Origin of the sequence: Ramlibacter sp., from assembly GCF_035655895.1 — a bacterium.
In the GTDB taxonomy this organism is placed as follows: Bacteria; Pseudomonadota; Gammaproteobacteria; order Burkholderiales; family Burkholderiaceae_C; genus Ramlibacter.
This window is the reverse complement of record NZ_DASRTN010000008.1, coordinates 326,334-340,025: the sequence shown is the minus strand read 5'-3', so window position 1 is coordinate 340,025 and position 13,692 is coordinate 326,334. Positions and strand designations below refer to the sequence as shown.

18 protein-coding genes are annotated in these 13,692 nt (G+C 71.5%); 6 read left to right on the top strand and 12 right to left on the bottom strand.

Annotation, left to right across the window (positions count from 1 at the left end):
- Positions 1 to 3 precede the first annotated feature (3 nt).
- On the bottom strand, positions 4 to 1,233 hold the full coding sequence (locus VFE82_RS11260; RefSeq protein ID WP_325000401.1) for an efflux RND transporter periplasmic adaptor subunit: 1,230 nt from the start codon (positions 1,231 to 1,233) through the stop codon (positions 4 to 6).
- Between the two features lie 119 nt (positions 1,234 to 1,352).
- Positions 1,353 to 2,198, bottom strand: a complete 846-nt coding sequence (locus tag VFE82_RS11255; protein WP_325000400.1) for an alpha/beta hydrolase — start codon at positions 2,196 to 2,198, stop codon at positions 1,353 to 1,355.
- 114 nt (positions 2,199 to 2,312) lie between these two features.
- On the opposite strand from VFE82_RS11255, the gene VFE82_RS11250 reads away from it, so the two are divergent.
- Entirely contained in the window at positions 2,313 to 3,218 is a 906-nt protein-coding gene (locus VFE82_RS11250; RefSeq protein WP_325000399.1) for a LysR family transcriptional regulator, read from the top strand.
- A 59-nt stretch (positions 3,219 to 3,277) separates the two neighbouring features.
- On the opposite strand, the gene VFE82_RS11245 is transcribed toward VFE82_RS11250, so the two are convergent.
- From VFE82_RS11245 to VFE82_RS11230, 4 genes are all read right to left on the bottom strand, one after another.
- Positions 3,278 to 3,511, bottom strand: coding sequence for a hypothetical protein (locus tag VFE82_RS11245; protein WP_325000398.1), 234 nt, complete (start codon positions 3,509 to 3,511; stop codon positions 3,278 to 3,280).
- A 206-nt stretch (positions 3,512 to 3,717) separates the two neighbouring features.
- On the bottom strand, positions 3,718 to 4,089 hold the full coding sequence (locus tag VFE82_RS11240) for a hypothetical protein (protein ID WP_325000397.1): 372 nt from the start codon (positions 4,087 to 4,089) through the stop codon (positions 3,718 to 3,720).
- 93 nt (positions 4,090 to 4,182) lie between these two features.
- The gene (locus tag VFE82_RS11235; RefSeq protein WP_325000396.1) at positions 4,183 to 4,413 is read right to left on the bottom strand and encodes a hypothetical protein; all 231 of its coding nucleotides are present in this window, start codon (positions 4,411 to 4,413) and stop codon (positions 4,183 to 4,185) included.
- 96 nt (positions 4,414 to 4,509) lie between these two features.
- Positions 4,510 to 4,998, bottom strand: coding sequence for a GNAT family N-acetyltransferase (locus tag VFE82_RS11230; protein WP_325000395.1), 489 nt, complete (start codon positions 4,996 to 4,998; stop codon positions 4,510 to 4,512).
- A 215-nt stretch (positions 4,999 to 5,213) separates the two neighbouring features.
- Between VFE82_RS11230 and VFE82_RS11225 the strand changes: the two genes are divergently transcribed.
- Complete coding sequence (locus VFE82_RS11225) at positions 5,214 to 5,873, top strand: CoA pyrophosphatase (protein ID WP_325000394.1); 660 nt, start codon at positions 5,214 to 5,216, stop codon at positions 5,871 to 5,873.
- A 15-nt stretch (positions 5,874 to 5,888) separates the two neighbouring features.
- Here VFE82_RS11225 and VFE82_RS11220 read toward each other — a convergent pair whose 3' ends face one another.
- Complete coding sequence (locus VFE82_RS11220; protein ID WP_325000393.1) at positions 5,889 to 7,007, bottom strand: ABC transporter substrate-binding protein; 1,119 nt, start codon at positions 7,005 to 7,007, stop codon at positions 5,889 to 5,891.
- Between the two features lie 658 nt (positions 7,008 to 7,665).
- On the opposite strand from VFE82_RS11220, the gene VFE82_RS11215 reads away from it, so the two are divergent.
- Positions 7,666 to 7,998, top strand: coding sequence for a hypothetical protein (locus VFE82_RS11215; protein ID WP_325000392.1), 333 nt, complete (start codon positions 7,666 to 7,668; stop codon positions 7,996 to 7,998).
- Between the two features lie 120 nt (positions 7,999 to 8,118).
- Here the strand turns inward: VFE82_RS11215 and VFE82_RS11210 are convergent, their stop codons facing one another.
- Positions 8,119 to 8,688 (bottom strand): hypothetical protein, encoded by a 570-nt coding sequence (locus VFE82_RS11210; RefSeq protein WP_325000391.1) that lies wholly within the window; start codon positions 8,686 to 8,688, stop codon positions 8,119 to 8,121.
- 118 nt (positions 8,689 to 8,806) lie between these two features.
- Here VFE82_RS11210 and VFE82_RS11205 point away from each other — a divergent pair, with 118 nt between their 5' ends.
- Complete coding sequence (locus VFE82_RS11205; RefSeq protein ID WP_325000390.1) at positions 8,807 to 9,073, top strand: YkvA family protein; 267 nt, start codon at positions 8,807 to 8,809, stop codon at positions 9,071 to 9,073.
- A gap of 57 nt (positions 9,074 to 9,130) precedes the next feature.
- Here the strand turns inward: VFE82_RS11205 and VFE82_RS11200 are convergent, their stop codons facing one another.
- The 3 genes from VFE82_RS11200 to VFE82_RS11190 form a co-directional block, all read right to left on the bottom strand.
- Positions 9,131 to 9,418, bottom strand: coding sequence for a hypothetical protein (locus VFE82_RS11200; protein WP_325000389.1), 288 nt, complete (start codon positions 9,416 to 9,418; stop codon positions 9,131 to 9,133).
- 173 nt (positions 9,419 to 9,591) lie between these two features.
- Positions 9,592 to 9,828: a DUF1653 domain-containing protein gene (locus tag VFE82_RS11195; protein ID WP_325000388.1), complete on the bottom strand. Its 237-nt coding sequence runs from the start codon at positions 9,826 to 9,828 to the stop codon at positions 9,592 to 9,594.
- Positions 9,825 to 10,910, bottom strand: coding sequence for a response regulator (locus VFE82_RS11190; RefSeq protein WP_325000387.1), 1,086 nt, complete (start codon positions 10,908 to 10,910; stop codon positions 9,825 to 9,827). The genes VFE82_RS11195 and VFE82_RS11190 overlap by 4 nt, the downstream gene beginning before the upstream one ends.
- A gap of 162 nt (positions 10,911 to 11,072) precedes the next feature.
- Between VFE82_RS11190 and VFE82_RS11185 the strand changes: the two genes are divergently transcribed.
- Entirely contained in the window at positions 11,073 to 11,420 is a 348-nt protein-coding gene (locus VFE82_RS11185; protein ID WP_325000386.1) for a hypothetical protein, read from the top strand.
- 16 nt (positions 11,421 to 11,436) lie between these two features.
- Here the strand turns inward: VFE82_RS11185 and VFE82_RS11180 are convergent, their stop codons facing one another.
- Positions 11,437 to 12,744, bottom strand: coding sequence for a hemolysin family protein (locus VFE82_RS11180; RefSeq protein ID WP_325000385.1), 1,308 nt, complete (start codon positions 12,742 to 12,744; stop codon positions 11,437 to 11,439).
- A gap of 24 nt (positions 12,745 to 12,768) precedes the next feature.
- Here VFE82_RS11180 and VFE82_RS11175 point away from each other — a divergent pair, with 24 nt between their 5' ends.
- The gene (locus tag VFE82_RS11175) at positions 12,769 to 13,602 is read left to right on the top strand and encodes a symmetrical bis(5'-nucleosyl)-tetraphosphatase (RefSeq protein WP_325000384.1); all 834 of its coding nucleotides are present in this window, start codon (positions 12,769 to 12,771) and stop codon (positions 13,600 to 13,602) included.
- Positions 13,603 to 13,692: the final 90 nt, after the last annotated feature.

Sequence of the window (13,692 nt, the reverse complement as noted above, 5' to 3'; positions counted from 1 at the left end):
CGTTCAGGACTTGCCGCCGGCCGGCTTGGCCGCGGCGAGCTCCGGCTTGGCGTCCATCGCCACCGCCTGCGGCTGCACCACGCTGCCCGGGCGCACGCGCTGCAGGCCGTTGACCACGATGCGCTCGCCCGGCTTGAGGCCGTCCTGCACCACGCGCAGGCCGTTGACCGCGGCCCCGAGCGCCACCTCCCGGTACTCGACCTTGTTGCCCTCGCCGACCACCAGCACGAACTTCTTGTTCTGGTCGGTGCCGACCGCGCGCTCGTTCACGAGCAGCGCGCGCACCGGCTGCGGCTGGCCCATGCGGATGCGCGCGAACTGGCCCGGCATCAGGGCCCCGTCCTTGTTCTCGAAGGCCGCCCGCACGCGCACGGTGCCGCTCCTGGCGTCGACCTGGTTGTCGATCAGCTGGAGCCGGCCGAGGTGGGACAGCTCCCCGCCCGAGGTGCCCATCTGCACGGGGATGCGCTCGATCAGGGCGCGGGCGCCCTGCCCCGGGCTGCCGATGTCCTTCAGGGCGCGGGTGATGATGCGCTCGTCGGTGTCAAAGCTCGCGTAGATCGGCGAGACCGACACCAGCGTGGTCAGCACCGGCGCGCCCGGCCCCGCCGCCACCAGGTTGCCGGCGGTGACCTCGATGCGGCCGATGCGGCCTGCGACCGGGGCGCGCACCTGGGTATAGCCCAGGTTCAGGCGGGCGACGTCGCGCTGCGCCTGCGCGGCGCGCACGTTGGCCTCGGCCTCGCGCAGACCATTGGTCCTGTCCTCGTACTCGCGCTGCGAGATGGCCTGCTCGTTCCACAGCCGCTGCGCGCGCGAATGGTCGCTCTGCGCGTGCGTCAGCCGCGCCTGGGCGGCTGCCAGCTGCGCCTCGGCGCGGTCGACCTCGGCCGCGTAGGGCGCCGGATCGATGGTCACCAGCAGGTCGCCCTTGCGCACCAGCGCGCCTTCGCGGAAGTGCACGGCCTGCACGGCGCCGGCGACGCGGGAGCGCACGTCGACGCGCTCGACCGCCTCCAGGCGTCCGGAGAACTCGTCCCAGACGGTGACCTCGCTCTCGGCGACTGCGGCGACGGACACGGGCGTGGGCGGCGGCACGCCGGCATCGGCGGGGCTGCCGGCCTTGCTGCCGGCGGTGGCGAACAGCGCGGAGGCGACGGCAGCCAGGGCGGTGAGGGAGCCCACCGCGGTCCAGAGCTTGCGGTGGCGAACATGTTGGCGGTCGGTGGTCATGGTTTCTTCCTTGGACGTTGTTTTCGGGCAAAAGGGGGCCATGGCGCCGACCGCGCGGGTCGACACCGGGGAGGTCGCACGGCGGGCCGCCGACCGGTCTGGAGGTGGAAGGGGAGCCTCTACGAAGGCGGTGGCGTCGCCGGATAGAGGAACGCGTGCAGGTGACGCTTCACTGCGGCCTCGCACGGGCACGGCGGGGGCGGCACCTCGGCGAGCGCGTCCGGCCAGCCGGTGGTCGTCCCCAGGACGCCGGTGGTGACCGGGATGCCGGCATCGCGCAGGCGCTGCGCATAGGCCAACGCCTCGTCGCGCATCGGATCGTCCTGGCCGGTGAGCACCAGCGCGGGCGGCAGCCCCGCCAGCCGCGTCGCGTGCGCCGGCACCGCGTAGGGATGCTCGGCGTCACGCGGGCTGCGCAGGTACTGCTGCCAGCCATCGGCCCACTTGCAGACGGTGTCGCTCGCCTGGCGCTGGCGCAGCGACGCGGTGCCCACGCACGGGTCGAGCATGGGCGCGACCAGCACCTGGCCGTCGAGCGGCGGGTGGCCGCGGTCGCGCGCCACCATGCCGACGGCCGCGGCCAGGTTGCCGCCGGCTTCCTCGCCGGCCAGGTAGACCTTGGCGCCGGCGCCAGCCAGCCGGGTGCGTTGCTTGTAGGTCCAGGCCAGGGCTGCGTAGCCGGCCTCGACGGCCTGGGGGAACGGATGCGCCGGCGCCAGCGGGTAGGCGACGGACACCACCACCGCGCCCAGCTGCGCCAGCATCCGCGCCATCCAGGCCCCGTTGTCCAGGCCGCCGCTGACGAAGGTGCCCCCGTGGAAATGCAGCACCAGCGGCGCCGCAGCCCCCGGCCGCTTGCGGCCGTAGATGCGGACCTCCACCGGACCGAAGCCGTCCACGGCGATGCTGGCCGGCTTCTCGGCGATCGCGCCGGGCGCGTTCGGAGCAAGGGCAGGTTGTGACATGGCGACGACTATAGGCACGCGCCGGGAGCGGATAAAGCCGTGTTCGACCAGTTCTCTGTTTCAAGTCCGTGAACAATGCGGCCGGGCTGGACCACCAGCCGAGGAGGAGGATGGATGGATCAGATTCAGACCATGCGGGTGTTCGCGCGCGTGGTGGAAGCCGGCAGCTTCACGAAAGCCGCGGTCTCGCTGGACCTGCCCAAGGGGACCGTGACCAAGCTCGTGCAGCACCTGGAAGCGCGCCTGAAGGTGCGGCTGCTGAACCGCACGACCCGGCGCGTCAGCGTCACGCCCGACGGAGCGGTGTACTACGAGCGCGCGACCCGCGTGCTGAACGACCTGGACGACATCGAGGCCAGCATGATGAACGCGCATGCCATGCCCAGCGGCCGGCTGCGCGTGGACGTCGGTGCGTCGGTCGCGCGGCTGGTGGTCATCCCGGCGCTGCCGGCGTTCTACGAACGGTATCCCGAGATCCAGCTGGACCTGGGCGTGGGTGACCGACCGGTGAACCTGATCACCGACAACATCGACTGCGTGATCCGCGGCGGCGACCTGGTGGACGAATCGCTGGTGGCGCGCCGCATCGCCAATCTCGACGTGATCACGGTGGCCTCACCCGAGTACCTGCGCCGGCATGGCGTCCCACGGCACCCGTCGGACCTGGACCAGGGGCACGCGATGCTGGCGTACTTCTCCGAGCGCACCGGCCGCTTCTATCCGGACGTGTTCGTGCGGGACGGCGAAACCATCGAATGGACCGGCCGCTACAAGCTCTCGGTCAACGACAGCAATGCGCACCTCGAAGGGCTTCTGCACGGACTGGGGCTGTCGCAGACTGCTTCCTTCGTCGCGGCACCCTACCTCGCGTCGGGGCAGCTGGTCCGCGTGCTGCCGGAGTGGTCGTGCCCCTCGATCCCCGTGCACGTGGTGTACCCGCCCAACCGGCATCTGAGCGGCAAGGTGCGGGCCTTCGTCGATTGGGCAGTGGAGCTGTTCACCCATCTTCCGCAGTCCTGAAGGCGGACGCGGTGCGGACACAGGCGACGCGGCACGATGGCGCGTGACCGCGGGCGCTTTCAGCGCTCGGTCACTCCGGCGCCCTGGCCGGCCGGCGACGTCACGGGATCGTAGAAGCCGCGCAGCAGATGCCGGATGAACTTCGTCGTCCAGGCCGGCTGCGGATAGAACGCCGCAGCGCCCGGGCCCCGGACGCTGACCGTGCCGTCCTCCTGCAGCTGCACGTCATAGCCTTGCGGGTCGCGCCCGTGGAATCTCAGGATGCTCTTGAGAAGGGCGGTGTGCGACGACATGCTTCTTTGTACCTGCGGGCACGCGCCCCGGTTGCCGGTCGACACGCATCAGGCGTTCAGGCGTTCGCCCACCGCGGGATAGGACGGCCCCTACGAGGCCGCACCGCGGGCGACGTGCCGGCCAACGGCGGGAACACACCATCTTGCGGGCCTGCGGTGGGCGCGAAGCGCCCATCGAGTGGCCGGGGCCGCCCGCGCGCGATCCGTCAGTGGGCGGCGCCGGGACTTCCGGCGCCCGCGTACTTGCGCGCGCAGAGGTCCCGCAGGATCCGCAAGGCCGCCCTGTGCTTGGCGTGCAGGGCAACGGTGCGGGTGCGGGGAGCCTTGGCCTCGTGCTTGCGCCAGAGTTCCTCCATCAGCTCGAAGCGGCTGATGAGGACTTCGACCCAGCAGACCTGCACGCTGGGCAGGCAGGTGGCGAAGGCACGGATCGCGTCGAACTGCGCGGCGTTGCGGGCGTAGAGCGCCTCGTCGTCGGCCGCCCGCATCAGCCGGTCCAGATCCGGCTCATAGGCATCCAGTTCCGCCAGCAGCTGCACGGCGACTGCCTTGAGCTCGACAGTGGACGAAGGGCGCATCGGTCTGTTTCCTCGCACGCAACTCTAGCAGCCGAGGGCAGACATGCAGAGCCACATCGGTGGTGGCGCCACGGCCTGCCGCTGCTGCGCGGATCACGTCAGGTCGCCAGGGCGCGTGCTGCGGCCCTGACTGAGGTAGGGCTCGATGCTGCCCGAGCCGTGGCCGCTGCGCGAGCCGGCCGGTCGCAGGTCGGCCGTCGGCTGCCCGCGCACCCGCAGCAGCACCGGGGCGCCCCAGGTCCGCAGCAGCCGGGCGATCAGGCCGTGGGAGGGCGCTGCCTCCTGCTGATTCGTTGTCGTGCTGGTGGCGTGCTTGCGATCCACAGCCGGTCCTCCCATCCGTTCCTCGAATGGCTGAGCTTGGCCGCGCATCGGCGGCAATGCAAGGCGGCAGTTGCAACACCCGTAACGGCGTGAGCGCTACCGCCCCTCATCGTCGGCCAGCCAGCGCAGGCCGGGTCGCAGCTCCTCCAGCAGCCGGTACCCGGTCGATGCCATGCCCAGGCTGCGGTACGTGGCCAGCGCGACCTGGTTGTCCTGCTCGACGTAGAGCCGCAGTCCGCAGACATCGGGCTCGTCCGCGGCGCGTGCATGGATCGCCCGGTGCAGCGCACGGAAGACGCCCTGGCGCCGGCTGGCCGGCTGCACATACACGCTCTGGATCCACCAGAAGCGGCCGTCGCGCCAGTCGCTCCACTCGCTGGTCACCATCGCCGAGCCGACCACCTGCCCGGCTGCCTCGGCCACGAGATAGAAGCCCAGGGCCGGCGTCGCCAGCAGGCGGCGCACACCGCGCCCGACGACGTCCGGGCGCAGGCGGCGGTGCTCGGTCTCCAGGGCCATCGCCACGTTGAAGGCGGCCAGCGTGTCGGCATCGGCAGCGGTGGCCGGGCGGATGGTGACGGACATGCCCCGGATCATAGGGACGGCCGCCGCCACCATCGCGTCAGGTTCTGCGCCGCCCAGCGCAACTGGGACCCGGTGGGCAGCAACATGCCGGTAGCGGACGAGGCCGACGATGGCACGCCCGTGTCCGTGTCGGCGCTCGTGGCGCACCACGACGTCGGGCGCGAGACCGATCCGCCGCGCGTCTGAAGGGCGCCGCGGCGCTGCACAATCGACGCATGCTGCTGGATGCCTCGCTGCGAGAGACCGTGGTGCGCAACCTCGCCGCGTTCCAGGTGCACCGTGCCGACACCGGCCAGCACCGGCCGGCTGCAGTCGCCGTGGCGCTGGTGGAGGAAGGACCGGGTGCCGCGCTGGCCGGCATCGCGGCGCCGGTCGGCTGGAGCCGGGAGGCCGCCCTGCTCCTGACCCGGCGGGCGGCCACCCTCAGCAACCATGCCGGCCAGTGGGCGCTGCCCGGCGGGCGGGTGGACGAGGGCGAGAGCGCCGAGGCGGCGGCCCTGCGGGAACTGGCCGAGGAGGTCGCGCTGGAGATCGATCCCTCGCAGGTGCTCGGGCGCCTCGACGACTACGTCACCCGCTCGGGGTTCGTGATCACGCCGGTGGTGGTGTGGGCCGGTGCGGCGCGCGCGCCGGTGCCCCATCCGGCCGAGGTGGCCAGCATCCACCGCATCCCGGTTCGCGAATTCATGCGCCAGGACGCGCCGTTGCTGGAGCCCTCCGAGGAGCCCTCCCGGCAGATCCTGCGCATGCCGGTGGGCGACGGCTGGATCGCGGCGCCCACCGCGGCGGTGCTGTACCAGTTCCGCGAGGTCTGCATCGCGGGGCGCGACACGCGCGTCGGGCACTACGACCAGCCGCTGTTCGCGCGCCGGTGACCGGCGCGCGCCCGCTCAGCGCGCGAACGAACCGTCGGCGCGGATCATGGTCAGCGCGACGAAGCGCGAACCAAGGTTGCTCTGCTTGCCGTAGGTGATGGAGAAGCCGCCCATGTCTTCGTTGTTCAGGCTTTCGAGGGTGGCGATCAGCTTGGCGCGGGTGAGCGGCGGCGGCGTCTTCTGGAGCGCGGTGGCCACCACCTTGGCGTTCAGGAAGCCTTCCATGCTGTTGTAGCTGGGCTTGCTCTCGTCCAGCTTGGCCATGGTGGCCTGGTACTCCTTGACGACCGGGTTGCCCAGTTCGGTGAACGGATAGGGCACGACCTGGCTGACGATCACGCCCGCCGATGCTTCCTTCAGTTCGGCGTGCAGTCCCGAGGCGACGCTCGTCACGATGAACTGCGGGCGCGAGCCCTTGGCGCGGATGCCGTTGATCAGCGCCGCGGCCGGCTTGGCCTGGCCGAAGTAGAAGACGGCCTGCGCATTCGAGGCGGCGATCACCTCGACGGCCTTGGCGACGTCCACCGTGCCGCGCGGCACCGGCGCGATGGCCACCGGGGCGCCGCCGCGCTTCTTGATCGCGACGTTCATCGCGTCGAGCGATTCCTTGCCGAAGGCATCGTCCTGGTAGGCGGCCGCGATGCGGGTGACGCCGATGGTCCAGGCGTGGTTGACGGCCGCCTCGACCTCGTCGGTCGTGCTGGCGCGCACGTGAAAGAGGTTGGGAACGTGGGGGTCGCGCAGCGACTTGGCGCCCGAGGTGTTGCCGATCTCGGCGATGCCGGCGGCCTGGATGACCGGGATGATCTTCTGCACGTTGGCCGTGCCGCGATAGCCGACCAGGGCCAGCACGTTCCTGTCGATCAGCTCCTTGGTGTTCTCCACCGTCTTGTCCGGATTGAACGCGTCGTCCATGCTGACCAGCTTGATCTTCTCGCCGCGGATGCCGCCCTTGCGGTTGAGCTCATCGAAATAGGCGTTCATGCCGCGCAGGTAGTCCTTGGTGACGGCCTGCGAGATGCCGGTGAGGTCGCCGGAGTGGCCGAGCACGATGTCGGCGGCGGCGGAGAGGGGCGCGAGGGCAACCAGCCAGGCCAGCGCGCCGGCGGCGCAGGCCACAGTGGATCGGGTCATTCCGGGGTCCTTCCTTGGTGATGCGGTGGCTCGCCAAATGGCAGCGGCCAGTCCGTTTCACAATGTAACGATCGGCCGTCCGAATGGGAATGCGCTGGAGGGTCCGAATCCCCACCGTTGTGGCGCTGCGCGGACAAGGGGTTTCCCGGATGGCCGCTGGACGAACTCTCGTGCATCGCGCGAGCCAACAGGTGGTCCGCGAGCACTGAGCCGCGACAGTGGGCCGCCGCTGTCGCGGCCTCGGGACATTCGGGCATTGCTGGCGTCCGCTGGTTTCGGCGCCCGTCATCCACCTGGCGCAGCCCGGTCCCGGAAGAGCCCTGCGCCCCAAATTTGTTACGCGTTCGCACTGACGCTTGACCCGCGGGATTCGAAATCAGCGCAGATGTCAGCGGACACTCTTGCTGGTTGCTGCGCCTGTAGTCGTTTCGCGGCGGGGAACCTTGGACTGCCGGGACCAGGGTATCCCCCAATCTCAAGTTTCAATCTTTTCTCTTGTTTACTTGAGTTACGACTGGTAACGTTCAGTCACTCAAGCAATCGGGGCTGGTTTTTCCGGAAGCTCGGCACGGACGCGGTGCCCGCGGTTGCGAGTTGCCCGCCGTTGTGTCTGCCCGCGCCCGTCCGAGCCTGAACCGAACCAAGACTGGAGTTTTCGATGAAAGCCAAACACGTTGCTCTGACGCTGATCGCCACCGCGACCCTGCTGGCATCCGCCTGGGGTGCGCCCGGCGAGCCCGATCCGTACCAGCAGGCCGTCGTGCAGCACCAGCGCGGCGAGTTCGCCGAAGCCTACGGCCGTTTCATCGCGCTGGCGAACGCCGGCGATCCGGACGCCGCCCGCGCCAGCCTGTTCATGCTGCGCTACGGCCCCGACCTGTACGGCTCGCACTGGGATGCGATGCCGCAGGAGATCGCCCGCTGGGAAAGTCTGGCCGCCAGCGCCAAGGGCCGCCCCGTTCCGTCGTTCCAGCCAGTCGCGACCAAGTAAGGGCAGCGGCCGGCGCCCTGCCGGGCCATCGATCTTCCAACCGTCCTTGCCGGAACGCGCCGCATGCGGCGCGTTCTGCCTCGTCCGCACGGGCGGCAGGGCGGCACGACGCGTCCTGCCTCACGGCACCCGCCGGATCCGCACGTCGAGGCAGCCCTGGTTGTTGCCGTAGCGCCCCCACCAGTCGTTGGCGAACAGCAGCAACTCCTGGGGCTGGGTGGCGACGAGGCGGGCCGACCAGCCGACCGCGAACGCCGTCGCCGTGGACGGGCCCTCGCTCCCCACCAGCGAGTAGATCGGCAGCCCCGGCGCACGGGCCCGGCGCTGCGCCAGCGGGGCGCTCCAGCGTGCGATCCCGCGCCAGCCGGTGGCCAGGTCCGACGGCACCCACCAGTCGACCCATGGCTCGAGCACCTCGGCCACGGTGAGGTCGTAGCGGCCGCCTGGCTCCAGCAGCACGCCGGTGCCGTTCCATTCGCAAAGGGCATCGACGCGGACCGTCCGTTCACCCGCGGGCAGCACCGTCGCGGCGGCCGGCGGGCCCTGCAGGCAGGCAGCGGCGCCCGCGGGGCGGAGGGCGCAGCGCCCGACCGGCACCGGCGGCGCGTGGCTGCAGCCCGCGGCGGTCGCCACCGCCACCAGCAGAGCCGTCGGACCGGCTCGGAACCTGCCGTCGCGCCTTGCGGACATGGGACCTCCTGTGTCCGCCGAATGTAACGTCGGCGCGTGGGCCCTTGCGTGCACCGCGTCCGGCGCCAGATGGCCCGGACGCGGCGCCACTCCGGGCCGCATTCACGAGGAACCCGCCATGTGGAAACGTGTGACCGTGTTGTGGACCGTCCTGCGCGGAGACGCGCGGCAGCTGTGGTTCGCGCTGCGCCATCCGGCCGCGCCCGGTTGGCTCAAGCTCGGCACGGCCCTGATCGCGCTCTACCTCGTGTCGCCGATCGACCTGATTCCCGATTTCATCCCGGGCCTGGGCGTGCTCGACGACCTGATCGTCGTCCCCTTCGCGATCCGATGGCTGCTGCGACGGCTGCCGCCGGAGCTCAAGGGCACGGCTGGTCGCCGCTGAACGGGCGCTGCGGGAGCCGGGCGGCCCTCGCCTCCCGGCCATCGAGAAGTCAGTGGTCTAGGCCAGCCGCAGCCTGGCGTCGGCCAGCGCATGCTGGGCGAGGGCGAACTCGTGGTGCCGCACGTGCCACACCGCCGCTTCGACCAGGAAGCGCACCTGCAAGCCGCCGGCCATCGAGCCCGCCAGCGCCGTGCGCGCGGCGCGCACGGCGGTGAGCGCCGCAGACTCGTGGTCGCAGTAGAGCTCGACCTGTGCGGAGCGCAGGGCCCGCAGCGCGATGTCGATCGGATCGGGCAGGCCGACACCACCGGGGGGTGCGGTGGGCTGGATCGGGCGAGATGTCATGCGAAGCTCCTTGGTCGCGGTCGAGGCACGTGGACGGCACGCCCTCCCGGGTCCAGTGTAGGGAGCCACCGCCGGCTTGCAAGCGGGGCAGCCGGGCAGGCATGGCCCGGCGCCATGCCCGACCACGCCAGCGGCCGGCGCGGGCCGCACGCAGGGCCGGGCAGGCGCCGCGGTCAGGCGGACTCGATGCGCACGAAGCGCGGCTGCAGCCGGCCGTCGACCTCGATCTGCTCGAAGAACATGGCGTGCGGCCGCACCCAGCAGGCCGCGCCGGGATGGATCGGCCGGTACACCACCAGCGCCTCGAGCGTCTCGCTGTGGCGGGCCACCCCGAGCACCTCGTACTCACCCCCCTTGTAGTGGCGGTAGCGCCCGGTCGGCGTGGGAGGAAGCGGCTGCAAGGCGGTCATGCGCGGGGACGCAGCAGTTCGACCACGGCGCCGTCGCACAACCCGGCGCGCCAGCCGGTGCGGCCCTGGAACGCCGCGCCGGGGGGCAGCAGGCGCACCAGGCTCGCCGGCACGGCCGTCGGCCAGCCTTCCTCGCGGGCCATCGCGCGCAGCCCCTGCGCCTGCTGCAGCGTCGCGCCGGGCACCGCTTTGAGCCCCGCGTCGCCATGCAGCGGGTCCTGCAGGCGCAGCAGCGACACCGGGCCCGCGCTCAGCCCGATCGCCAGCTGGTAGGCCTCCCAGGCGCTGTCGCCACCGAGCAGGTTGGCGGTCGCCGACACCAGCGCGAAGGTGCCGCGCAGCGCGCTCGGCACGTTGGGCCGGCCGTGTTCGTCGGGTGCGAAGACACCGACGATGTCGTGGCCGTGGTGCAGCACGTGCTTGGCGCCGAACAGGTACAGCGCGTCGCTCGCCGCTTCGTGGCTGCGCTTGAGGAGGTCGGCCAGGTTGGGGCGGTCGGCGCCCTCGCGCTCGACCAGGGTGAAGAGGTCGGCCACGACGACCACGGCCGGGTCGATCACGATCTCGCGCCCGGCCTCGACGTCGGTCTTCCACTTGCCGTTGATCTCCTGCAGCAGCTGCGTCTCGTACTTGGCCGCCAGCACCTCGCGCTGGTGCTCCAGCGCCGCATCCATGTCCTGCATCAGCGTGCCGGCGATCGCCTCGTACTGGGTCTTGCGCCGCTGCAGCAGGGAGTCGACCGCCTCGATCAGCTCGGGCGGCCGGAACGGCTTGGGCAGGTAGTCGTCGGCGCCGGCGTTCATCCCGGTGCGCATCTGCGCCCGCTCCGACAGCGAGGTGAGCAGGATGACCGGCGTCGTGCAGATCGAGGGCTCGCGGCGCACGGCGGCCACCAGCTGGTAGCCGTTCATGCCCGGCATCAGCACGTCGCAGACGATGAGCTCGGGAGGCTTCTCCAGCGCGAGCCGCAGGCCCTCTTGGCCATCCGGCGCCTCGCGCACGGCATGCCCCGACTCGCCCAGCACCATGGCGGCATAGGCCCGCTGGTGCGGGTCGTCCTCGATGAGCAGGATGGCGGCCACTCCCTGGATTATCGGACGCGCCCTTCGAGGCCTCGGTGCACGCCCGACCGTAAGGCCCTTAGGTGAATGCCCTAGGGCAGGCGGACGCGATTCCCTAAACGGCGGCCCGTGCGCAGGCCGAGACTGTCTGCATGACGACCCGCGACGGAACTGGTGCGAACCATGCCGCGCCTTGCTGACACCCTGGCCCGCTGGGCCCGGCGCACGAGCACGTCCTTCTCCGAGCTGCTGTCGGAGACGCCGGCCGAGACGATGCCGCCGGCCACGGGCGCGGAGCCGATCTACCGCCTGCGGCAGTGGCCCTCGCTGTCGCCTTCCCTGCGCACCGCCGACGTGCTGCGGCTGCTCTCGCGCATGGGCACGCGCCCGGTCAACCGCAGCTGGATGCTGAACCACTCGGGCCTGGAAGCCCGGCGCGTCGACCTGCTGCTGCGCCAGCTGCGGGCCCAGGACGCGCTCGAGGTGATCGACCCTTCCGCCTTCGCCAGCGAGAGCTACGCGCCGCGCTGAGGCGCCGGCCGGCGGTTCAGACGCGCTCTTCGCCGGTGGGTGCCGGCGTCGCCCGCAGCGCCAGCACCTTGTCGATCCGGCGGCCGTCCAGGTCGACCACCTCGAACAGCCAGTCGCCGCATTCGATGCGCTCGCCAACGCTCGGCAGGTGGCCGGAGACCGCCAGCAGCAGGCCCGCCACCGTGTTGTAGCGGCCCCGCTCTTCCTCGGGCAGCTCCCGGATGTCCAGGCGCACCTTCAGCTCGTCGACCGGCATCAGGCCGTCGAGGAGCCAGGAGCCATCCTCGCGGGGCGTCGCCCAGGCCTCGGCCTGGGCCTCGGGCCACAGCTCGCCGGTGATGGCCTCCAGCAGGTCGCGCGGCGTGATCAGCCCCTGCACGACCCCGTACTCGTCGACCACGAACACCAGCCGCTGCGCCTGCCGGCGGAACTGCTCGAGCAGCTCCATGCCGGTCAGCGTCTCGGGCACGAACGCGGCCGGCACCACGTGCGGCAGCAGCGGCCCCTCGTGCTGCAGACCGAGTGCGAGCAGCCGCGCCACATTGACCACGCCCACCACGTCGTCGAGCGAGCCGCGGCAGACCGGGTACCACGAATGCGCGCCGCCCTGCCCCACCTGCTGCAGGCCCGCGGCCACCGTGCTGCTGGCGTCGAGCCACTCGATGTCCGAGCGCGGCACCATCATCGAGGTGAGCGCACGGTCGTCGAGGCGGAACACGTTCTGCACCATCTGGTGCTCCTGCGCCTCGATCACGCCGGCGTCCACGCCCTCCTCGAGGCTGTGGGCGATCTCCTCCTGCGTCATGCCGCGCGCCTGCGCGGTGTCGATGCGCAGCATCTTCAGGACCGCCTGCGTGGTGGCGGACAGCAGCAGGACGAAGGGGCCGGCCACGCGCGCCAGCCAGGCCATGGGCCGCGAGATCCAGCGCGAGACGTTCTCCGGGTAGAGCTGGCCGATGCGCTTGGGCACCAGCTCGCCGAAGATGATGGTCACGAAGGTGATCGTGGCCACCACGATCGCGGTGGCCGCGATGGCCGCCACGCCGGGCGTGATGCTCCAGGTCTGCAGCCAGGCCGCGAGCCTGGCGCTGAAGGCGGCCTCGCCGACGATGCCGTTGAGCACGCCGATGGAGGTGATGCCCACCTGCACGGTGGAGAGGAACTGGGTCGGATGGTCCAGGAGGCGCAGCGCCGTCGCGGCGCCCTTGTCGCCGTCCTCCGCCATCGCGATCAGCCGGCCCTTGCGGCTGGAAGCCAGTGCGAGCTCGGACATCGCGAACACGCCGTTGAGGAGCGTCAACAGCGCGATCAGCAGAAAATCCATGGCTTGGGGGAAGGTTTCGACACGATGGCACTGTATCTGATCGGTGATGTGCAAGGCTGCGACGGCGCGCTGGGCCGGCTGCTGGAGAAGGTGGGTTTCTCCGCGAGCCGCGACCATGCGGTGCTGCTGGGCGACCTGGTCAACCGCGGGCCGGCGTCGGCCGCCGTGCTGCGCCGCGCGATGGCACTGGGGGGCAGTGCGACCTGCCTGCTCGGCAACCACGACCTCAGCCTGCTCGCGGTGGCGCACGGCGTGCGGGCCGCGCATCGCAACGACACCCTGGCGTCGGTGCTGCAGGCGCCCGACCGCCAGGTCCTGCTCGACTGGCTGCGCCACCGCCCGCTGGCGGTCCACGCGCACGGCCTGCTGATGGTGCACGGCGGCGTGCTGCCGCAATGGGACGTGCCGCAGGTGCTGCGCCTGGCGGCCGAGGTCGAAGCGGTGCTGCGCGGGCCCGAGCCCGCCTCGTTCCTGCGGCAGATGTACGGCAACGAGCCCGCCCGGTGGAGCGACGCCCTGCAGGGAGCCGACCGGTTGCGCGCCATCGTGAACGCGCTGACCCGGCTGCGGTTCTGCACCGTGGACGGCGCAATGGACCTGAAGGCCGGGGGCGCACCGGCAGCGGCACCGGCGGGCACCGTGGCCTGGTTCGACGTGCCGGGCCGCGCGAGCGCGGGCACGCCCATCGCGTTCGGACACTGGTCCCAGCTGGGGCTGCTGCTGCGGCCCGACGTGATCGCGCTGGACACGGGGTGCGTCTGGGGCGGCTGCCTCAGCGCCCTGCGCTACGACCCGGTGACGGGATCGCGCGAGGTCATCCAGGTGGCGTGCGAACAGGCGCAGGCACCGGGCGAGTGACGGGCGCCTGGCGCGCCGGCCCTCTGCCCTTCAGGCACACGGGCAGGCCCGTCCCGGAACCGCGCCAGCGCCGACCCGGCGCCACGCCTG